Origin of the sequence: Rhizobium sp. 007 (assembly GCF_015353075.1) — a bacterium.
GTDB lineage: Bacteria > Pseudomonadota > Alphaproteobacteria > Rhizobiales > Rhizobiaceae > Rhizobium.
Map to the genome: position 1 here is coordinate 2,895,356 of NZ_CP064187.1, position 19,264 is coordinate 2,914,619.

The following is a 19,264-nucleotide window of genomic DNA, read 5'->3' on the forward strand; positions in this document are numbered from 1 at the left end:
GATCAGTCCTCCCGAATATAGCAGCTATAGGCGAATATCTTGTTCTTGGTGCTGGACAATCAAGGTGCCAAGTTCAATTCGGAGTTGCTTCACGAGGCACCGAAGCGGATGCGGCCTTCTTCTTCAGCTTGCGCAGAACCGGGCTCTTTTCCGTAGGATCTTCCTCATCATCGGGGTCACTCGCCGACCCGACCTCATCCATTCTGTGCGCTATCGCAAGCGCGTAAATGGTATGCAGAACATTCCGATCCTTCACGTGAGGATCTGAAAGAGCAAGAAGCGAGGCACGCACAATCTTCTTGCTGGTGGCTTTGGGACAGCGCTGCAGCACAAAATCGTAAAGCTCCTTGCCGGAAAGACCTTCTGTGGCGCCATCCAGAAGCGCTTCGTAAACTCGTTTCCGTTTTTCGCTCACGGTTCCCTCCCTCCAAGGTCGTAGCGACAATGTCTGTCGCAAAACCGTCATACACAATAAATCACCGCGCGCAATACCAGCACGAACTCTCGCCGAGACCAGATGACGTCACCGTGTCGCCGTAACATCATTCGGCTACGCTGCGATTTGTTTCATGACCGCATGAACGCAATTGAAGCCAACTCAATCATATCAACCAGCGATGAGCCCCAGGAGTTCCGCTTGCCCATACCCCAGCGATAAAGGCCGGCGCCTTCAGATCCGGCTTACGCCGGCAGCCAATCCATCTGGACCCGAACAGGAAGGCAGCGGGCATGTTCAAGGAACGAACCGTTTCAAACCCCACAGACGCATGAGCTCGGCTGGAGCGGAAATACCCGCGTCAAGGACATAGGGATCGAGCTTTCGTCCCCGGCCTTTCCCGAGATCCCGCACTGGAAGCCCATGGCCAAACCCCTGTAACAAGTAGAGCGACACCCGAAAACGTCCGTCTTGTTCCCACCGGACAAGCGTACCCCAGGGCTGGACAACTGTGCGGCGCATTTCTTCCGGGATGCCGGCGACCTCGAGCCATTGGGCAACGCATGCCTTCGCGTTAACGGACTTCACCACGCGGTCTTCTGTTCCTTGCCATATGGAGACCGGTGGCCATACGCTCTGCGCAGGCGAAGCCGCTTTGACTGGGCTGCCCCATCCGCCCGGTGGAGGCGCGGTGCCGGATTTCATCGCACGCAAAGCGGATACTGCGTCCCTTGCTGTTCCAAAGGGCATTCCGGCGACGATCGCGCCCCCGGCAAAGAGGCCGGGATATGTTGCGATAAGGGCCGATGTCATTGCTCCCCCCGCAGATAACCCCGCAATGTAGACCCGGGACCGATCGATCCGGTGGCGCTCAATTGCATGTTCGATCATCTGCCGGACAGACATCAGCTCGCCGCGGTCGCGCGCCACGGCGCTTGGCCGAAACCAGTTGAAGCAGCCATGGGGATTGTTGGCATTCGTCTGTTGCGGATAAAGAAGGACAAATCCGCGCTGGGCAGCGAGCCTGGAAAATCTGCTTGAAGCGTCGAAGCTCTCAGGCGTCTGCCGGCAGCCATGAAGGATCACGACGAGCGGCGGCTTTGCTGGCAACCGCTTCGGAAGAAAAAGTTTCATTCCAAGGCGTCCGGGGTTACTGCCGAAGCCGACCACCTCCCTAAGGAGCGGATTTGCGCCGCTTTTCGATCTGGTCGACGTGGATCTCGTTTTCGTCTGCGAACTTTTCCAAGCCTTTTCGAAGAGGCTCTGAAACTTCTTTTGCGTCTTCAATAATCGCGAGAAAGACTTCGCAAATCGCACCTTCACCGGCTACGTCCTTACCACGAGGTCTTCGACGCTTCTCCCGTCGCCAAAGGCAACCATCGACAGACAAGCTTCAAACTTCTAACGCTATTCGCAATGGTCCAGCAGCCATCAGACGTTAGACGAAGGCGGAGCGGATGGGACGAGCGGTTCGGCAGCGAGGGCCTGACGTAGGCGCTCCTCTTGCTCCGGCGACAGCGACGAGCGCAGGACCTTGGCATGCTCACCCTTGAATGCTTCCAGCACCTTCTCGGGCTGCGCCTTCCGGACGAGAAGGAACAGCGCCGAGCTACTGGCGGGGATCGCTTCGGCCAGCCGCTTGATGAGATCGTCGTCGATCCCATAGTCGGTTATTGAACCGGCAAGCGCGCCCGAGCCGGCGCCGAAGGCGCCACCGAGGACCATGCCCGCCAGCGGGTTGAGGAACAGGAGACCGACCAGCGATCCCCACAGAGCACCAGAAACGCCGCCGCTAGTCGCGCCGGCCGCGGTAAGATTGATGCTTTGCTTCAGGCGGACCTTGCCCGAACTGTCGCGGACTGCGACGACGGCGTCTTCCAGATCGACAAGGTATTCCTTCTCGAGTTGGACAAGCCGGTTGAGAATGGCGTCCGCCTTGTCGGCGGTATCGAAACCGAGCACTACGAGTTCTGACATCGAGTTTCTCCGCGTTGGTATCCCGACAGGACATAGCAGCCAAGTGGATTTCGTCCATGTCTGTGCATCGAGTCGGCTGCTTGCTGCGCCTTGCAGCGATGAAGTTGGCGCGGAATTGTCCTTCGATACTTCGAGCCACAAGGCAATATGCTGCAACAAGGTAAGACAGCGATCAAACTCCTCCCAACTCCTGCTGTTCGGCTTCATAAAACTGTCATCGAACCTCGGCATTGATTTATCGATTTCCGATATCGGTATTCGAAGGGCTTTCGATGCAGGACGGGACTCATCGCGTACTCTTCTTTCTCGCCGCAATTCCGCGCGCAGTGCGATGGCTGAAGCCATTTTGGCTAAAGCGAAGTACTATTGTTGGGTCACGATCATCGCCTCATCCACAGGCTGGCGACGGTGAGATAGCTGGAAGCGGTTTTGATATACACGAATCTGCCCTTCAAATCGGTCTCGGCCCTAACAGCAACAGCAGCTCGCTAGTCATTTGGATGTGATTTTCCAGAGACACCTCTTGTTGGAATTGTTTCAAAAAGCAACGATGGAGAACCGCCATGACTGATATCGACACAAGCAAGTTGTCCTGGGACGAATGGGACGAGTTGCAGAATCCGCCCCCGGCCGAAACCGATTTCGACCGAGTCGTCGAATCGGCCATCTCGCGCCGCGGCTTCCTCAGGGGCATCCTGGCCATAGGCTCCGCTGCTGCGGCCATGGGGACGCTCGGCAATCTGACGTCCTCCACCTCGGCCCAAGCGCAGGAAGCCGCTTCGCGCTTTGCGTTCAAGCCGATCCCGGTCTTCACCGACAACACTGTGCATGTCCCTGAAGGCTATTCATGGAAGCCGTTCGCCAAGTGGGGCCAACCGCTGTTCTCCAACGTTCCGGATGTCGACCCGGCCAACGGCGTCAGCGTCGAGAATTCCGACAAGGTCTTCGGCGAAAACACCGACGGCATGGAACTGTTCGTGATCGGTGACCATCAGGTGATCGCCGTAAACCATGAATACGTGAACAACGAAACCAATCTTCCGAACAATGAAAAGGGCATGCCGAAGAGCGCCGACGACGTGAAGATTCTGCAGAACCTGCAGGGAGTCACCGTCATGGAAGTCGCCGAGGGGAACAACGGCTGGGAAGTCGTGCTCGACAGCCCGTTCAATCGCCGCATCACCCATCTGACGCCCATAAAGATTTCCGGCCCGGCTGCGGGCTCCGATCTCATCAAGACTGAAGCCGATCCGAACGGCACTGACTGTCTCGGAACCTTCAACAATTGTGGCGCCGGCAAGACGCCATGGGGCACCTATCTCACCTGCGAGGAAAACTTCAACGGCTACTTCGGCTCCACCGATCCGAACTTTGCCATGCCCGACGACTTCAAGCGCTACGGCATTGCAGCCGAAACGCGTTATGGCTACGAGACCTTCGATCCTCGTTTCGACATCTCGAAAAACCCGAATGAGCCACGCCGCGCCGGCTATGTCGTGGAAATCGATCCGTCGGACGCATCGTCAACGCCGGTCAAGCGCACCGCGCTCGGCCGCATCAAGCATGAAAACGCCGCTGTCGTGATTGCCCGCGACGGTCGCGTCGTCGTCTATATGGGCGACGACGAGCGTGGCGAATTCCTCTACAAGTACGTCTCGAACGGCATCTACGTTCCGGGCGGCGACACCTCCAAGCTACTCGACGAAGGCTCGCTTTACGTCGCCAAGTTCTCCGACGACGGCAATGGCGAGTGGCTGGCCCTCACCCCGGAATCGACCGGCATGAAGACCGACGAAATTTACGTCTTCACGCGCCAGGCTGCTTCGAAGGTCGGCGCCACCACCATGGACCGCCCGGAATGGGTCGCCATCAATCCGGTCGCCATCGAAGCCTATTGCGCCCTGACCAACAATACCAATCGCGGGGTGAAGAAGAATGCCGGTGGCGACGAAATGCCGGTCGGCGGCGCGAACCCGCGCGAGAAAAACGCCTACGGCCAGATCGTGCGCTGGTATCCGGAAAACGAGGACCATGCCGATGGCAAGTTCAAGTGGGACCTGTTCGTCATGGCCGGCAATCCGGACGTCCACAAGGACGCCTATGCCGGCTCGTCCAACATCAATTCCGGCAACATGTTCAACTCGCCGGACGGCATGATGTTCGACACGACCGGTCTGTTGTGGATCCAGACGGACGGTGAAGACACCAACGAAGGCGATTTCCTCGGCCAGGGTAACAATCAGATGCTCGCCGGTGACCCGGCCACCGGCCGCATCGAACGCTTCCTGACCGGCCCGAAAGGCGCAGAGGTCACTGGTATGACCTGGTCGGCGGACAAGCGGACGGTGTTCGTCGGCATCCAGCATCCCGACGCACCCTTCCCGGATGGCGAAAGCAAGCTGCCGCGTTCGACCGTGGTTGCGATCAAGCGCGACGACAACGCGCTTGTTGGTTAATCGATGAGTCTCTCGACAACGGAGGCGCCGACTTCGGCGCCTCCTCTTGTTTCTAATGCGTTCAATCGCAGTTGATATCCGCTCCTTGCAGCGAGATCGAAGTCCAATGGACCAATCCTCACTGCCATGCGGCCTCGTTTTTCTTCTCGTAGTCACCGAATGCCTTCTTCAATCCGCCGAGAGGCGATCTGCATGGTTCTCTGGATGATCCAGGAACTCGCGCACCGCGGCTACAAGGTCTCCGCCGGCACGTTCTATCCGATGCTGCACTCCATGGAGAAGAAGGGATACCTCACCTCGCGAACCGAACGCGTGACGGAACACACCGCAGGATTTACAACGCGACGCCGTACGGCGTTGCAGCTCTGGAGATGGCCAGGGAAAAGGCCAGGGAGCTGTTTCGTGAAGTCGTCGGCGGAAGCACTTCATGAAGAGGCAACCAGGCGTCCAAATGGCACGCCGGCCGAGGTCTTCTTCGCATTCCTAAAGCTTGGCCTGACATCCTTCGCCGGACCGATCGCCCGTCTCGGCTATTTCCACGACGAACTGGTCGTGCGCCGCAGGTGGATCGACGAAGCCGGCTATGCTTTCTTCCGGGCCCGCCTCAAGTCAGGTTGGGATCGCGCGCTCGGCCTCCTGCGGGACGGCCCGCTTGGCTCATTCGCCGCCCGGGTCGCGTTCACGTTGCCATCTGCGGTGCTACTGGTGGTTTTTGCAATGGCGGCGACGGCATTTGAGGGGCCAATTGGCACGGGCTTGCTGCATGGTCTGAAGATGGTGGCCGTTGCGGTCGTGGCACAGGCGGTATGGGGCATGGCGAAGAGCCTGACACCTGACCGCGAACGCGCGAGCATCGCGCTCGCGGCTGTCGTCATCGTCGTTTTCGCTGCGGGGGCCACTGGCCAGATCACCAGGACATAGATCGTCAGCTGCTCATGCGACGTCCGGTCTTTTGGAACTGGAGCCTTCCATCTGACCGATCTCGTGAAGCTTGGCCGAGAGGCTCAGCCGTTCCAGACTTTCGACTGGAAGTGCAGCAAAGGCGGCGATGCGCAGCTTCATGTAGCGAAGCGTCTGGGCGAATGCGACCCGCTTGTCGGCATCGGTCCCTTCGACCGCCGCCGGATCATCGAGGCCCCAATGGGCGGTCATCGGCTGACCCGGCCACACCGGGCATGCCTCGCCTGCCGCGTTGTCGCAGACGGTGAAGACGAAGTCGAGCTGCGGGGCGTTCTTGGTTGCGAACTCGTCCCAGCTCTTCGAGCGCAGGCCGTCAACCGGATAGTTGTGACCCCGCAGGGTCTCGATGGCGATGGGATTCACCTCTCCTTTCGGGAAGCTGCCCGCGGAGTAGGCATTGAACTTCACCGCACCATCCTTTCTCAGGACGCTTTCGGCAATGATCGAACGGGCTGTATTTCCGGTGCAGAGAAAAAGAACATTGAATTTCGTCTTGGTCATGGGGACACCTTTAGTGGCGGACAGCATGGTGAGAGTTCGGCGATCAGCGGCTCGCAGAGCTCGGCCCTGCCTCCGCAGCAATCCTTGACGAGATAGAGGGTAAGCTCGCGCAAGGCCGCGATGTCCGCCCGGTAGACGACGAGGCGGCTGCGGCGCTCGGGACGGATAAGCCCTGCACGGGCGAGAATGCTCAGATGCGACGACATCGTGTTCTGCGGCACCGCGAGCGTCTTCGCGACATCGCCCGCCGGGAGTCCGTCGGGTTCGTGCCGGACGAGCAGATTGAAGGCCTGAAACCTCGTCGGCTGAGCGAGGGCGGCCAAGGCAAGGATCGCATTTTCTTGTTCCATATATCCAGATTGCCGGATATATCGATAGAGTCAATATTCTTCGGAATAAGTGCGACGTGAAGTTAACGAATCTCAAGCTGGTTCCGTTCTGGCTCTGCGTTGCCCTGGGCGCCGCGCAGCTTGCAGCTGTCGTTATCTATCTGAGTATGCACTTGATCTGCGCTTTTTCAGTTGGAATCCCGCAGTAGGCGTCTAAACTGTCTGGACGGCCCGCTTGGGAGGAAGGGCCGCCGGGAGGAAGGGATGGCACCGGGTTCCGAGGAGGATCACTGTCGGCGCGCCGGCTGCACCCGGCGGACCTTCATGCGAAACATCGCGGCCGCGGCGACCACCTTCGCGGCGACGGGAGCACGCGGCGTTGAATCGATCGCTATGGCACGCGAGGGCTCGATCCGCTTCGGCCTCACCCCCGTCTTCCTGTCGAACGACCTCGAAGTTCTCGACGAACTTCAAGCGTATCTGGCGGCCGCCACCAGACGCGAAGTCCAGCTCGTCACCCAGCGGACCTACCAGGAGGTTACGGCGCTGCTGGTCTCGGGAAATCTCGATGCCGCCTGGATCTGCGGCTATCCCTACATGAAGTTCCGGGACGAACTCGAGCTTGTCGCCACGCCGGTCTGGCGCGGCAGCCCTCTCTACCAGTCCTACCTGATCATCGGCTCCGACCGGGCGGCGTCGACGTTCGACGACTGCCGGGGCGACATCCATGCCTTTTCCGATCCCGATTCCAACTCAGGATACCTGGTCACCAAGACCTACCTTGCCGAAAGGCAGGTGTCGGAAGAGCGCTTCTTCCGCAAGTCGTTCTTCACCTACGGGCACCGCAACGTCATCCGAGCGGTCGCATCGGGGCTGGCAGATTCCGGGAGCGTGGACGGATATGTCTGGGAGGTCATGCGGGAGACCGAACCGGAGCTTGTGACAAGGACGAAGGTGCTGGTGAAGTCGAAATGGAACGGCTTCCCTCCGGTGGCCGCGCCCGCGCGGACGCTGGGATTTAAGTCCTTCCTTGCCATCCAGAACGCCCTGCTGACGATGACGGGGAGCGAACTGGGCAGGTCGGTCCTCAAGAAGCTCGAACTCGACGGCTTCACACGCGCTCCGCCAAGCACCTTCGACAGCATCGCCGCGAGCATGGATATCGTGCGGAGGCTCGGATGAATGTCATCGAGCGCTTGAAACGGACTCCTCTGACCATTCGCGCTCCGGTGATGGTGGCGACGCTGATGATCGTCGTGAGCGTCATCATCTCCGAGCGGGTGCTGAACAGGCTGAACGAAATGCAGCAGCAGCACCTGGAAAGCGTCTTCGGCACCTATTTCGACGGTCTGTCCACGGCCCTTATTCCACCGGTGCTACGTCAGGACGTGTGGGAAACGTACGACGTCCTCGACCGGACGCGCGTGGTGTTCAAGTCGGTTTCGCCGATCGAGACGGTCGTCACCGGCCGCGATGGGAGGGTGCTCGCCTCGAGCGATCCGCAGGCCATCCCCGTCCTTTCCGATCTCCCTTCCGAGTACTCCGCCAGGAACCGCCCGGATGAAATGGCGATCGACTGGGACGCACATACTGGCTTCGGCGTCCGCCCTCTGATCTACCAGGGTAAGACGGTCGGCGCGATCCATGCCTCATTCGACATATCGCACCTGATCGCCGAGCGCCGAGACATCCTTCACACGCTGCTTGCCACGAATGCAGCGCTTGCGGCGATCTTCGCCGCGATCGGTTACGTGCTCGCAAGGCGCATGGTCAAGCCAGTCACGACGCTAGCGGAGCACATGCGCTCCGGCGCCGCGGGCACGCCTCACGCGATCGCCGTCGAGGAATTTCCAAGCCGGAGCGGCGAGTTCGCCGATCTCTTCCATGGATTCAACACGCTGGTCGAGGCCGAGCGGGAGCGGAGCGCTCTGACGAACCGGCTGGCCGAGGAGGAGAAGCTCGCAAGCCTCGGCCGCCTCGCCTCGAGCATGGCGCACGAGATCAACAATCCGCTGGGCGGCCTCTTCAACTCCATCGACACCTTGAAGCGTCATGGAGCCGACGCCTCGGTACGGGAGATCAGCCTGTCGCTTCTCGAGAGAGGTCTCGGCGGCATCCGCGACGTCGTGCAGGCCGCGCTCGCGACCTACAGGCCGGACCGCTCCGACCGGCCTCTTGTCGTTCAAGACCTCGAGGACGTGCGCCTGCTCGCCGGTCCGGCCGTTTCGAGCCGAAGCCAGTCTCTGAACTGGAGTAGCTGTTCCGGCGAATTCTCCGTCGCTGCACTGCCGGGATCGTCCGTCCGCCAGGCCCTGCTGAACCTCGTCCTCAACGCGAGCGCCGCGGCGGGAGAAGGCGGGACGATCAGCGTGCAGGTGACGCTGGAGGACGCCGGAACCACGCTGGTTTTATCGGTCTCCGATTCCGGTGCGGGGCTGACGCAGGCCGCCACCGCCGTCCTGACCTCGCCAGACCCGCTGACCGCAAGCCGAGCAGCGGGGGGTCTTGGACTGTGGATGGTGCGCAAGCTGGTCGACGACGCGTCCGGCCGGATCGAAGTGCGTGGCGGGGATGGAGCGGCGACCATGGTCATAGTGCGCCTGCCGGTTTTGACGGCTACTAGGGAGGACGTCAGCGATGCAGCATGACATTGGAAGGATCGCCATCCTGGAGGACGACCCGATCATGGGCGAATCCCTCCTACAGAGGCTGACGCTCGAAGGACACCGTGTCGAATGGTGGACGAAGGGCGAGCAGGCGCTAAGGCAGCTTTCGCGCGCGGATGGCGCGTTTGATCTCGTCATATGTGACATCCGGCTACCTGACATGAACGGCGAGGACGTGTTCCGCCAGAGCAGCCGCGAGTCCGCGACGCCCTTCCTGTTCATGTCGGGATATGGCGACATCGACCAGGCCGTCCGCCTGATGCGCAGCGGCGCGGTGGACTTCATCACGAAGCCCTTCGAGATGTCCGCCCTTCTCGATCGGATTTCTACGAGCCTGCGCGCGCGCCCGGCGGGTGCCGTCGAAGGCGGGCTCGGCATTTCCCGCGCGATGCGCGACGCGGAGATGATCCTGCGCCGCTACGCCTCCCACCCGCTGCCCGTTCTCATCCAGGGGGAGACGGGAACCGGCAAGGAGGTCAGCGCACGCTTCCTGCATCAGGCTTCGGGGCGCGCAGGCTCTCCGTTCATGGCGGTCAACTGCGCCGCGATTCCGGCCGAGCTCCTGGAAAGCGAGCTCTTCGGACACGAGAAGGGAGCCTTCACGGGCGCGCACCAGCTTCACCGGGGGTACGCCGAGCGGGCCGGCGACGGCATCCTTTTTCTTGACGAGATCGGCGACATGCCCCCGCCGCTGCAGGTCAAGCTGCTCCGCCTGATGGAGGACGGCCGGTTCCACAGACTTGGTAGCGAGACGCCCATCCCCTTCAAGGCCCGCATCGTCTGCGCCACGCATCACGACATCGGATCCGAAGCAAGCACGTTCCGGAAGGACCTGTACTTCAGGCTCTCCGCGCTTCCCGTCAGCCTGCCGCCGCTCCGGGACCGGCCCGAGGACATCCTGTGGCTGGCCCAGCGTTTCCTCGAGGAGATCATGCAGGTCAGGGAGACTCCGGTTCGGGGGATTGGCGTTCTGGCCGAGGACGCCATGCTGGAGCACCCCTGGCCGGGCAACGCGCGCGAGCTGCGCAACAGACTAGAACGGGCGGCGGCATTGTCGGAGAACCCGCTGCTCATGCCTGCCGACCTCTTTCCGGACAAGGCGCCCTCGCCTCCCGCGCAGGTCGGAACGCTGTCCGACGCCCGCGACGCCGCGGAACGGCGACAGATCCTGCGCGCCCTGAGCGCCACCGGCGGCCAGATTTCGCAGGCGGCCCGCGAGCTCGGCGTGTCGCGGACGACGCTCTGGGAAAAGATGGCCCGCTTCGGCATCGAGGGCGGCGGACGTTCGGAAACCTAAACGCGGCCGACCGCTGCCGTTCGCTTCTCCGGACGCGGCGTGTCCACCTTTCCGATACTTCCCTTGACAGCCAGCGCCGAACAGCGTTGGCACGACGATTGCAGATCCTTCGTCACGGACATCCAATCGAGGGAGGATCACATGTCACGCTGTCGAACTTTGGTGGACCTTGGCCGACGCCAGTTTCTTCGCGGAGGCGCGCTGGCCGCGGCCGGGGCAACGGTGGCGGTCGTGGCGCCCGTCGCTCCGCAGGCACGGGCCGCGATTCCCTCCGCCGGCGTCGAGTACCCCTCCAACCGCCTTGCCAACCTCTCCGATCTGAAGGTGAACGAGCCGCTGGACGTCGCCTACCCTGACGAGGACGCGGCGGGCGTGCTCCTCAAGCTCGGCGTGGCTGTCGAAGGCGGCGCCGGCCCGGACGGAGACATTGTCGGCTTCTCGACGATCTGTCCCCACAAGGGCTTCCCGCTGAACTACTCCGCCGACGAGAGGACCTTCAACTGCCCAGGACACTATTCCGTGTTCGACGCCGAGAAGGGCGGGCAGGAGATCTGGGGCCAGTCCACGCAGAATCTGCCGCAGTACGTGCTGAGGATCGCCGACAACGGCGACATCTTTGCCGAAGGCCTCGACGAGCTGCTCTACGGCCGTCTGTCAAACGTGCTCTAAGGGGGACATCACCATGGCATTCAAACGTCACATCGACCGCCTGCCGATCATTCCCGCCGATGCGAAGACGCACAACGTCACGTGCCACTTCTGCATCGTCGGCTGCGGCTATCACGCATACACCTGGCCGATGAACAAGCAGGGCGGCAGCGCGCCCGACCGCAACGTGTTCGGCGTCGATCTGTCACAGCAGCAGCAGGCGGAAACCGACGCCTGGTACTCGCCCTCCATGTACAATGTGGTCAAGCAGGACGGCAAGGACGTGCATGTCGTCATCAAGCCGGATCACGAATGCGTCGTGAACTCCGGCCTTGGGTCCGTTCGCGGCGCCCGCATGGCGGAGATGAGCTATTCCGAGGCCCGCAACACGCAGCAGCAGCGGCTCACCGATCCGCTGGTATGGCGCTACGGGCAGATGCAGCCCACGAGCTGGGAAGACGCCCTCGACCTCGTCGCCCGCGTGACGGCGACCATCGTCAAGAACAAGGGCGAGGACGCGCTGTTCGTTTCCGCCTACGACCACGGCGGCGCCGGCGGCGGCTACGAGAACACGTGGGGGACCGGCAAGCTCTACTTCGAGGCCATGAAGGTCAAGAACATCCGCATCCACAACCGCCCCGCCTACAATTCCGAGGTCCATGCGACGAGAGACATGGGGGTCGGCGAGCTGAACAACTGCTACGAGGACGCCGAGCTCGCAGACACCATCTTCTGCGTCGGAGCGAATCCTCTGGAGACGCAGACCAACTACTTCCTGAACCACTGGATCCCGAACCTTCGCGGAGCGACGGCCGACAAGAAGAACGAGCAGTTGCCCGGCGAGGAGCATCCTGCGACGAGGGTCGTGTTCGTCGATCCCCGCAGGACGGTGACCATAAACGCCGCCGAGGCCGAAGCCGGTGCCGACAACGTCCTCCATCTCGCCATCAATTCCGGCACGGACCTGGCCTTGTTCAATGCGATCTTCACGCACGTGGTCGAGAAGGGATGGATTGACAAGGCCTTCATCGACGCGAGCACGACGGGCTTCGACGACGCCGTCAAGGCGAACAAGACGACCCTGGAGGAAGCCTCCAAGATCTGCGGCGTTCCCGCCGCCGACATCGAGAAGGCCGCGCAGTGGATCGCGGAGCCGAAGGCCGAAGGCAAGCGCCGTCGCACGATGCTTCCCTACGAGAAGGGTCTCATCTGGGGCAACGACAACTACCGCACCAACGCGGCCCTCGTTAACGTCGCGCTTGCGACGGGCAATATCGGCCGCCCTGGTGGCGGCTGCGTCCGCCTCGGCGGCCATCAGGAAGGCTACGCGCGGCCGTCCGACGCCCATGTCGGGAAGCCCGCCGCCTATGTCGACCAGCTCCTGATCGGCGGCCAGGGAGCGGTCCACCATATCTGGGGCTGCGACCACTACAAGACCACGCTCAACGCGCACGAGTTCAAGAAGGTCTACAAGAAGCGGACCGACATCGTGAAGGATGCCATGAGCGCCGCGCCGTATGGCGACCGGGACGCGATGGTCAAGGCGATCGTCGACGCCATCGACAAGGGCGGCCTGTTCGCGGTCAACATCGACATCATCCCGACCAAGATCGGACAGGCCTGCCACGTCGTTCTTCCGGCGGCGACGTCGGGCGAGATGAACCTGACGTCCATGAACGGCGAGCGCCGCATGAGGCTGACGGAGCGCTACATGGATCCGCCCGGACAGGCGATGCCCGACTGCCTGATCGCCGCGCGGCTCGCCAACAATATGGAGCGCGTCCTCCGCGAAACGAACGACACGGCCTACGCCGACAAGTTCAAGGGCTTCGACTGGAAGACCGAGGAGGACGCCTTCATGGACGGCTACCACAAGGTCGCCAAGGGTGGCGAGTTCGTGACCTACGAGCGGCTACGCGAGGCCGGGAACAACGGCGTCCAGGAACCGGCGGTCGGATATGAGAACGGCAAGCTGGTGGGGACGAAGCGCCTCTACGAAGACGCGCAGTTCGGCACCGACGACAAGAAGGCCAAGTTCATGGCGTCCGAGTGGCGCGGCCTCCAGGCTCCCGGCAAGCAGGCACAGAAGGACAAGCACAAGTTCCTGATCAACAACGGCCGTGCCAACATCGTCTGGCAGTCGGCCTACCTCGACCAGGAGAACGACTTCGTGATGGATCGCTGGCCCTATCCGTTCATCGAGATGAACCCGGAGGACATGGCTGAAGCAGGCATCAAGCAGGGCGATCTCGTCGAAGTCTACAACGACGCCGGCGCGACGCAGGCGATGGCCTACCCGACGCCGACTGCGCGCCGGGCCGAGACGTTCATGCTCTTCGGGTATCCGACGGGCGTCCAGGGCAACGTCGTCAACGCGGGTACGAACGAGTTGATTCTCCCAAACTACAAGCAGACCTGGGGCGACATCCGCAAGATCGCCGACGCACCGCGCAACGTCGCCCACCTCTCCTTCAAGCCGAAGGAATATCGTTCGGCCTGAGACATGGCGGAGGGCGGGCCGCCGCGCCGCCCTCCCAGTCCCCGCTGCCGATTTCCAAGGAGGCGGCCGTTGGACGCTCGGGTGGCGCGCCGTGTCACGGCGGGCCATGCTCCGCCTCTCCCTCCCTCCGAACCGCGGGTGGCGGTCGAAATTTCTACGGATGCGCCGGCTCCTGAAAGCTTCGATGCTGTAGTCATCTCCGGCCGAAATGCGCCTCGTCTGGCCGGTGACGCCAAGGCCGCCCGCGAGGTGCATCTCGTCCTTCCGGAGAGCGGCGTTTGCACTGCCACGAACCCGGCGCTGGCCGAAGCCGCGTCCGGCGGCTGTTGCGGTGGTCCCTCCCCTGCCGAGGCCGACGCCTGCTGCGTCGCCGACGCCGAAGCGAAGGCGGTAGGCAGATCTGGCTGCGGCTGCACGACGCCCGCAGTGAAACAGAACGACATGGAACCTGCAGAATGACCGACAAGAAGCCTCCCGCGCGCCTGATCTGGGCGCGCTCTGGCCGCCGCCATCTCGCTGGTCTGCGCGGCTGCATCGTCGAACGCGATATTGTTCGGGACGTCGCTTGTCGCGATGGAAATCGCATCGAGCTTCGTCCTCTATAGCACGGCATTCGCCGCCATAGTCCAGGTCGGCGGCAGCAAGGCGCAGCGTAGCATCACGCACCTGACGCTGATCGCAGGTTTCGCATCGACCGTTTTCTTAGGCCCCTGACGTCTACGCTGCACGAACACCTCGGCTGGCGGGAGATCTACCTCGTCTTCGCAGTCCTGAACGTCATTGTCTGCCTTCCGATCCATTGATGGGTCGGCGGGCTTCCAGGTATAGTGGCGACTGCCGGCGCAGGCCGGCTATTCGGGTGTTGCAACGCGAATTGGGCGAGTGCCGATCTTTGCCCCTGTGACGGCATCCACGGCTACCGGCTCAATTTCTTCTCCTGTCTCCGCGTCGACGTATCGCGCCAACCTGCCTTCGCCACGGTACTGGCGTCCCCACGCACCCAGTAAGACAAGCACCGGCAAGAAATCGCGTCCGGCGGCGGTCAGCACGTACTCATCGCGCGGAGGCCGCTCCGAGTAGCGCCGCTTTTCCAGAAGTCCCTCCTCCGTCAGCGTCGCCAGCCGTCGGGTCAGAATGGTGGGGGCGATGCCCAGACTTTTCCGGAATTCGTCGAAGCGGGTGAGGCCCATGCTCGCGTCGCGAAGGATCAACATGCTCCACGCGTCGCCGACGCAGGTGAGGCTGCGGGCAATCGGGCAAGAGGTGTCGGGAAGATTCTTCATGTTCATATCATTTTGATAGTGACTTAGTATCTAAATGATAGTAACATCCTTTCAAGATGTAATCCAGCACAAAGAAAGAAGTGACTTCCATGAACAAGATCAAACTTGGCGCCCCCCATCCAGAACTTAACCGTCGGCGCGCGCAATCGGGTCATCATGTCACCACCGGCCACCCGAGATCGTCCAAACGGAGCCTCACGATGATCAACTTCATCGGTGGCCTGGCGGCATTCGGCCTGGCCGCGTCTCCGTTGCATGCCGATGAGCTGCCCCCCATGGCGGGGGAAAGTATCCATGTCGGCGGTTTTCATGGCGTCTTCTACTACACCGACGAAAATGACGGCGATCGAGTGGTTGCAACGATTGCGGAGGGAGAGGCCGGAGTTCCGGTGCGTTTCTCGGCCACTCTCGCCGAGGGACAATCAGCGACGATATCCGTGCCGGGGAAATTGGGCGAACCTAGCCAAAGCCTCGCGATTTCGCGCTCGGACGACAAGCTTGTCGTCACCGACGTGGGGTCGATGTCCAACAAGAAGCGAATTGGGGCCATTGCCGAGTAATGGCCTCATCGAATCGCCCCCGGGGGCGAGCATATCTTCATTGGTGCGCACTGGATTGGCCCGCCGAGAACGTACAGGATTTAAGCACTGAGTCGGGAAGCATGCGCGGTGTTTCGTCTGCCTCAGGTGCAGACCCATTCACGGATCTCGCACTGGTTTTCCTGACCGCCACAGAGGCTCAGGGCCTTCCGTTCCGCTTCGCGACGGGTCATCGCCGAAGCGGTACCCCAGAACGGGGCTCCAGCACGGGAGGTTCCACCTAGCGACAGGGCTGCACAATGCTCGTAGGGAAAGCCCGTGCCGTCGTCGTCATCCCAATGGCGATGGTTGCGGAACACTTCGACCACCTTGCAAGCCGCACCTTCCTCATTCACGCAATGCTTGAGCGCGGCATCTTCCGCTTCCGTCCTCTTGTCGGCGCCCCAGAAGAAACCGTGCCGGCCGTCCACAGGCGAAAACGCAATCGCGCCGCAGATGCCCTTCTCTTCGTGCGCAGGTCCCCGCTGCGGCATCACCAAATCGGCGGCATTGCCCAGGCAACGCGCACCTTCTCTTTGTTGTCGCAGCCGATTTCGAAGCCGTCAGAGCACCAGCGAAGATTTGAGCGCTCAACGGCAACACGTCCGTCATGGCGGCGAGTATCGATTGCACCGGTATGGCGCTGGAGAAGCAATCCATGCAGCTTCATCACACGATAGACGCGTTTGGCGTTTGACCACTAACGTCCTTCGCTGCACGCGTTGCGGCGTAGGATGGCGTGAACACGGCGATATCCATAGGTCGGCATATCGGTAATGATCGCTTCGATCTCCTCCACCAGACCCCGATCAGCTGGTGGCGGTCGTCCACGGGCTTTGGAAGAAGGCTGCTTCACCCGCTCTGCGATATTCGACCGCGCAACACTTAAAGTCTCGCACACTCCCGTCATCGAGAAGTGCCCTTCGGCAAGGACAGCGATCGCAACAGATGTTTTTTTGGGCCGATAGCGATTTCAAGGGCTTCCTTGAGAATTTCGCCTTCCATCGTCTTCTTGCCGAGCAGGCGCTGCAGTTCCTTGATCTGGTTCTGAAGGGCGCGATACTCGGAAGCCGGAACGACCTCTTCCTGCGACGCGGTGGCGGTCAATGCCCCCTGAGCTGCAAGCTTGCGCCAATTGAACAACTGGTTCGGCTGTATGCCGTGACGCCGGGCAACGATGCTAACCGTCACGTCTGGCTCATACGTCTCCTGAACGATGGCCAGCTTTTCGGCCGTCGACCAGCGACGCCGGCGCTCCGGGCCGGAAAGAACTTCTATCTTCGGATTGTGACTGCTCATAATGGGCACATTACCTCGCTCACTTAATAAGTGGGAGATCGTGTCCGGTGATTTATGGGGCCATTACATTTCGAGCTGCAGGATCTAAGCAATCCATTAATTGGACTGGGAGGGGCGGCAATGGAGCCACTATCGACATGGGCCTGCGATGGATGCGGCGAAAAAAGAGTAGATGTATTAGCAGATGTGCGGAAGCTGCTGCGCGTCTCTATAGCCAGGCACAATGGGAAGTGTTTGTTTGACGGCACGGTAAACCTTTGCCCTACTTGCCAACGTCAGCTTCTCATCAGATCAAATCGCATAAGGTGTTCAGCCGTTAATCATCGCGACAGCCCTGATCGAGGGAGAACTTCGAATCAACGCCTCGGGAAATGGGTGCCGTTTAGAAGCTACTGCGATCGGTTGACCCGCTACACCAAACAGCGGCGATCACCTTTTCAAACTTTCGCTCAGTGCTCCCGAGCCGCGCTCAGCTCACCCCTTGAATGTCAGAAAAAGATGGCTTATTTTCTGACGCATGAAAACGACAGTCACATCGGTTCCCGATCGGATCATGAAGCGTGCCCGCGTTGCTGGGCGCGGCGGCGTTTTCACGCCCAGCGACTTCCTGGACGTGGCGACCCGGGCGGCTGTCGATCAGGCGCTTTCCAGGCTGGTCAAGAACGGCAAGCTGCGTCGCCTTGCCCGCGGCCTTTACGACTTCCCCAAGGTCCACCCGAAGCTCGGATTGCTTTCGCCGACACCGGACGACGTCGCGCATGCGCTGGCGCGTGAGACCGGGTCGCAAGTTCAGATCTCAGGCGCTCGCGCCGCGAACGCCCTCGGCCTCACAACACAGGTGCCGGCAAGGAGCACCTATCTAACCGATGGTCCCTCGCGGCGCGTCGTGCTGGGAAAGCGCGTCGTCGATCTTCGCCACGCTTCGCCCAAGCACCTGATCGCACCGGGCAGTGCCGCCGGTACGGTCGTTCAGGCTCTTCGTCATGTCGGCCCCGTGCGTGCGGCCGACGTTGCGCAGGTGGCCGCACTTCGGCTTTCGCCCAACGACAAGAAGATCCTTGCTTCGACCGCCGTTCAGGCCCCTGCGTGGATGCGGCCGACGCTCGTCTCGATCGCCAACGCAGTGGCTGTCGAAGTCGATGGATAAGGTCGCCCATCTCCCTGCCGGCGATCGCGCCGCCCTTTTCGGAGAGACTGGCGCCGGCCGTGGCGTCGCCGACACAATCATCGAAAATGACTTCTGGGTCTGCTGGACCTTGAAGCGACTTTTCGGTCTACCGAAGGGAGCCACCGCCACCCTGGTCTTCAAGGGTGGCACGTCGCTTTCCAAAGCGTTCGGTGCCATCCGCCGTTTCTCCGAGGATATCGACCTTTCGTTCGATCGCGCGGAACTTGGATATACCGGCGATCGCGATCCCGAGAAGGAGGGGATCAGCAGGAAGCAGGCTGCCCGGCTTATCGACGACCTGGTGAGCGACGTCGAGCGCCACATCGCCGAGAGACTTCTCCCGGCGCTCCGCACCGCCATCGTCGAACAGCTCGGAGAGCCGACCAACGGTGAATGGTCGCTCGAGATCGACGCGACAGATGCCCAGACAGTCAACTTTCACTATCCGACGGCACTGCCTGCAACGGAATACGAGGGCATGGCCTACATCACGCCGCGCGTGAAGCTCGAACTCGGCGCGCGCGGCGACCCCTGGCCAACCGAAGAGAAGGTCGTCCGCCCTTATGCGGCCGACGACTATCCAGACTTCTTCGAGGCCCCCCGACACCAGCGTTACCGTCCTATCCGCCCGGCGTACCTTCTGGGAAAAGGCCACAGCGCTCCATGCGGAAGCACATCGTCCGGCTGAGTCGCCAACGCCGCAATATTTCTCGCGGCACTATTACGACCTCGCGATGCTGCTCAACACCGAGGGAGGCAAAGCCGCTGCGACGGATTTCGATCTGCTCGCACAGGTCGCCAAGCACAAGACGACGTTCTTTCGTTCTGGTTGGTCGAGCTACGACACCGCCAAGCCGGGCAGCCTGCGGCTGATGCCGGACGAAGCGCGCATAAAGGATCTTCGCGTCGATTATCGGGATACGGCGCCTATGATGTTTGACGAACGGCCCCCGACCTTCGACGACATACTTGCGAGGATCAAGGAAGTCCAAGAAGCGATCAATAAATAGATCAATGCCAGTCCATGGGGAGGACAGTTCATTAGCTCGATACGGTCCATCGATCTGCGTCTTGTAGGTGACCTCGTTGACTTCGTCCGGGGGCCGGGCTTCGTGTTCGACTTTTCCGACAAGAGCTTCGCGGATTTCTTCGCCTCCGAGCTGAAC

The 19,264-nt window shown here is 61.4% G+C and carries 19 protein-coding genes and 3 pseudogenes; 14 read left to right on the forward strand and 8 right to left on the reverse strand.

All coding sequences use genetic code 11. The annotated features are described in order from the left end of the window. Positions 1-73 precede the first annotated feature (73 nt). The 3 genes from ISN39_RS14335 to ISN39_RS14345 form a co-directional block, all read right to left on the reverse strand. Positions 74-415 carry a hypothetical protein gene (locus tag ISN39_RS14335; RefSeq protein ID WP_246763218.1) on the reverse strand — a complete coding sequence of 114 codons (342 nt, stop codon included), beginning with the start codon at positions 413-415 and terminating at the stop codon, positions 74-76. Between the two features lie 318 nt (positions 416-733). Continuing rightward, positions 734-1,759: a PHB depolymerase family esterase gene (locus ISN39_RS14340; RefSeq protein ID WP_194727971.1), complete on the reverse strand. Its 1,026-nt coding sequence runs from the start codon at positions 1,757-1,759 to the stop codon at positions 734-736. A gap of 108 nt (positions 1,760-1,867) precedes the next feature. Then, on the reverse strand, positions 1,868-2,413 hold the full coding sequence (locus ISN39_RS14345) for a DUF1269 domain-containing protein (protein WP_074069475.1): 546 nt from the start codon (positions 2,411-2,413) through the stop codon (positions 1,868-1,870). A gap of 563 nt (positions 2,414-2,976) precedes the next feature. Between ISN39_RS14345 and ISN39_RS14350 the strand changes: the two genes are divergently transcribed. The 3 genes and pseudogenes from ISN39_RS14350 to ISN39_RS14355 form a co-directional block, all read left to right on the forward strand. Beyond that, positions 2,977-4,869 (forward strand): PhoX family phosphatase, encoded by a 1,893-nt coding sequence (locus ISN39_RS14350; protein ID WP_194727972.1) that lies wholly within the window; start codon positions 2,977-2,979, stop codon positions 4,867-4,869. A 204-nt stretch (positions 4,870-5,073) separates the two neighbouring features. Beyond that, positions 5,074-5,127, forward strand: a pseudogene (locus tag ISN39_RS36365) (PadR family transcriptional regulator); the annotation flags it as partial. A 144-nt stretch (positions 5,128-5,271) separates the two neighbouring features. Further along, a pseudogene (locus ISN39_RS14355) lies at positions 5,272-5,778 on the forward strand (chromate transporter); the annotation flags it as partial. A 24-nt stretch (positions 5,779-5,802) separates the two neighbouring features. Here ISN39_RS14355 and ISN39_RS14360 read toward each other — a convergent pair. Both ISN39_RS14360 and ISN39_RS14365 read right to left on the reverse strand, forming a co-directional pair. After that, complete coding sequence (locus ISN39_RS14360; RefSeq protein ID WP_194727973.1) at positions 5,803-6,330, reverse strand: arsenate reductase ArsC; 528 nt, start codon at positions 6,328-6,330, stop codon at positions 5,803-5,805. Continuing rightward, positions 6,327-6,680, reverse strand: a complete 354-nt coding sequence (locus tag ISN39_RS14365; protein WP_194727974.1) for a metalloregulator ArsR/SmtB family transcription factor — start codon at positions 6,678-6,680, stop codon at positions 6,327-6,329. The genes ISN39_RS14360 and ISN39_RS14365 overlap by 4 nt, the downstream gene beginning before the upstream one ends. Positions 6,681-7,052: 372 nt before the next feature. Here ISN39_RS14365 and ISN39_RS14370 point away from each other — a divergent pair, with 372 nt between their 5' ends. The 7 genes from ISN39_RS14370 (at position 7,053) to ISN39_RS14400 (ending at position 14,375) form a co-directional block, all read left to right on the forward strand. Then, complete coding sequence (locus ISN39_RS14370; RefSeq protein ID WP_246763339.1) at positions 7,053-7,841, forward strand: PhnD/SsuA/transferrin family substrate-binding protein; 789 nt, start codon at positions 7,053-7,055, stop codon at positions 7,839-7,841. Beyond that, entirely contained in the window at positions 7,838-9,307 is a 1,470-nt protein-coding gene (locus ISN39_RS14375) for an ATP-binding protein (protein ID WP_194727976.1), read from the forward strand. Before ISN39_RS14370 ends, ISN39_RS14375 begins: the two co-directional genes overlap by 4 nt. Next, positions 9,297-10,622: an arsenic response regulator transcription factor AioR gene (gene aioR, locus ISN39_RS14380; protein WP_194727977.1), complete on the forward strand. Its 1,326-nt coding sequence runs from the start codon at positions 9,297-9,299 to the stop codon at positions 10,620-10,622. Before ISN39_RS14375 ends, aioR begins: the two co-directional genes overlap by 11 nt. 141 nt (positions 10,623-10,763) lie before the next feature. Beyond that, a complete protein-coding gene (locus ISN39_RS14385; protein ID WP_194727978.1) occupies positions 10,764-11,291 on the forward strand; it encodes an arsenate reductase (azurin) small subunit in 528 nt (175 codons plus the stop codon). A gap of 13 nt (positions 11,292-11,304) precedes the next feature. Next, positions 11,305-13,770 (forward strand): arsenate reductase (azurin) large subunit, encoded by a 2,466-nt coding sequence (locus tag ISN39_RS14390; RefSeq protein WP_194727979.1) that lies wholly within the window; start codon positions 11,305-11,307, stop codon positions 13,768-13,770. 69 nt (positions 13,771-13,839) lie between these two features. Next, positions 13,840-14,229: a hypothetical protein gene (locus ISN39_RS37890; RefSeq protein WP_348651959.1), complete on the forward strand. Its 390-nt coding sequence runs from the start codon at positions 13,840-13,842 to the stop codon at positions 14,227-14,229. Beyond that, positions 14,226-14,375: a hypothetical protein gene (locus ISN39_RS14400; protein ID WP_194727980.1), complete on the forward strand. Its 150-nt coding sequence runs from the start codon at positions 14,226-14,228 to the stop codon at positions 14,373-14,375. The genes ISN39_RS37890 and ISN39_RS14400 overlap by 4 nt, the downstream gene beginning before the upstream one ends. A gap of 246 nt (positions 14,376-14,621) precedes the next feature. Here the strand turns inward: ISN39_RS14400 and ISN39_RS14405 are convergent, their stop codons facing one another. Then, positions 14,622-15,053: a helix-turn-helix domain-containing protein gene (locus ISN39_RS14405; protein ID WP_210388698.1), complete on the reverse strand. Its 432-nt coding sequence runs from the start codon at positions 15,051-15,053 to the stop codon at positions 14,622-14,624. Between the two features lie 89 nt (positions 15,054-15,142). Between ISN39_RS14405 and ISN39_RS14410 the strand changes: the two genes are divergently transcribed. After that, complete coding sequence (locus tag ISN39_RS14410; RefSeq protein WP_246763219.1) at positions 15,143-15,613, forward strand: hypothetical protein; 471 nt, start codon at positions 15,143-15,145, stop codon at positions 15,611-15,613. Positions 15,614-15,735: 122 nt separating this feature from the next. Here ISN39_RS14410 and ISN39_RS14415 read toward each other — a convergent pair whose 3' ends face one another. Together ISN39_RS14415 and ISN39_RS14420 are read right to left on the reverse strand one after the other, a co-directional pair. Continuing rightward, complete coding sequence (locus ISN39_RS14415) at positions 15,736-16,125, reverse strand: DUF4189 domain-containing protein (RefSeq protein ID WP_194727982.1); 390 nt, start codon at positions 16,123-16,125, stop codon at positions 15,736-15,738. A gap of 14 nt (positions 16,126-16,139) precedes the next feature. Continuing rightward, positions 16,140-16,930, reverse strand: a pseudogene (locus ISN39_RS14420) (transposase); the annotation flags it as partial. A 553-nt stretch (positions 16,931-17,483) separates the two neighbouring features. Here ISN39_RS14420 and ISN39_RS14425 point away from each other — a divergent pair. Genes ISN39_RS14425 through ISN39_RS37640 form a run of 3 tightly spaced genes read left to right on the forward strand, consistent with a single transcriptional unit; the run spans position 17,484 to position 19,108 of the window. Then, positions 17,484-18,077 (forward strand): DUF6088 family protein, encoded by a 594-nt coding sequence (locus ISN39_RS14425; RefSeq protein ID WP_194727983.1) that lies wholly within the window; start codon positions 17,484-17,486, stop codon positions 18,075-18,077. Beyond that, positions 18,070-18,786: a nucleotidyl transferase AbiEii/AbiGii toxin family protein gene (locus ISN39_RS14430; RefSeq protein WP_281438288.1), complete on the forward strand. Its 717-nt coding sequence runs from the start codon at positions 18,070-18,072 to the stop codon at positions 18,784-18,786. The genes ISN39_RS14425 and ISN39_RS14430 overlap by 8 nt, the downstream gene beginning before the upstream one ends. Beyond that, on the forward strand, positions 18,677-19,108 hold the full coding sequence (locus tag ISN39_RS37640; RefSeq protein ID WP_281438314.1) for a nucleotidyl transferase AbiEii/AbiGii toxin family protein: 432 nt from the start codon (positions 18,677-18,679) through the stop codon (positions 19,106-19,108). The genes ISN39_RS14430 and ISN39_RS37640 overlap by 110 nt, the downstream gene beginning before the upstream one ends. Positions 19,109-19,264: the final 156 nt, after the last annotated feature.

What these genes read in the sequence shown, in the direction of transcription:
- ISN39_RS14345 (WP_074069475.1), bottom strand. Translation starts at nt 2,413, where the DNA reads ATGTCAGAACTCGTAGTGCTCGGTTTCGATACCGCCGACAAGGCGGAC.
- ISN39_RS14350 (WP_194727972.1), top strand. Translation starts at nt 2,977, where the DNA reads ATGACTGATATCGACACAAGCAAGTTGTCCTGGGACGAATGGGACGAG.
- ISN39_RS14360 (WP_194727973.1), bottom strand. Translation starts at nt 6,330, where the DNA reads ATGACCAAGACGAAATTCAATGTTCTTTTTCTCTGCACCGGAAATACA.
- ISN39_RS14365 (WP_194727974.1), bottom strand. Translation starts at nt 6,680, where the DNA reads ATGGAACAAGAAAATGCGATCCTTGCCTTGGCCGCCCTCGCTCAGCCG.
- ISN39_RS14370 (WP_246763339.1), top strand. Translation starts at nt 7,053, where the DNA reads ATGGCACGCGAGGGCTCGATCCGCTTCGGCCTCACCCCCGTCTTCCTG.
- ISN39_RS14375 (WP_194727976.1), top strand. Translation starts at nt 7,838, where the DNA reads ATGAATGTCATCGAGCGCTTGAAACGGACTCCTCTGACCATTCGCGCT.
- aioR (WP_194727977.1), top strand. Translation starts at nt 9,297, where the DNA reads ATGCAGCATGACATTGGAAGGATCGCCATCCTGGAGGACGACCCGATC.
- ISN39_RS14385 (WP_194727978.1), top strand. Translation starts at nt 10,764, where the DNA reads ATGTCACGCTGTCGAACTTTGGTGGACCTTGGCCGACGCCAGTTTCTT.
- ISN39_RS14390 (WP_194727979.1), top strand. Translation starts at nt 11,305, where the DNA reads ATGGCATTCAAACGTCACATCGACCGCCTGCCGATCATTCCCGCCGAT.
- ISN39_RS14400 (WP_194727980.1), top strand. Translation starts at nt 14,226, where the DNA reads ATGACCGACAAGAAGCCTCCCGCGCGCCTGATCTGGGCGCGCTCTGGC.
- ISN39_RS14405 (WP_210388698.1), bottom strand. Translation starts at nt 15,053, where the DNA reads ATGAAGAATCTTCCCGACACCTCTTGCCCGATTGCCCGCAGCCTCACC.
- ISN39_RS14410 (WP_246763219.1), top strand. Translation starts at nt 15,143, where the DNA reads ATGAACAAGATCAAACTTGGCGCCCCCCATCCAGAACTTAACCGTCGG.
- ISN39_RS14415 (WP_194727982.1), bottom strand. Translation starts at nt 16,125, where the DNA reads ATGCCGCAGCGGGGACCTGCGCACGAAGAGAAGGGCATCTGCGGCGCG.
- ISN39_RS14425 (WP_194727983.1), top strand. Translation starts at nt 17,484, where the DNA reads ATGAAGCGTGCCCGCGTTGCTGGGCGCGGCGGCGTTTTCACGCCCAGC.
- ISN39_RS14430 (WP_281438288.1), top strand. Translation starts at nt 18,070, where the DNA reads ATGGATAAGGTCGCCCATCTCCCTGCCGGCGATCGCGCCGCCCTTTTC.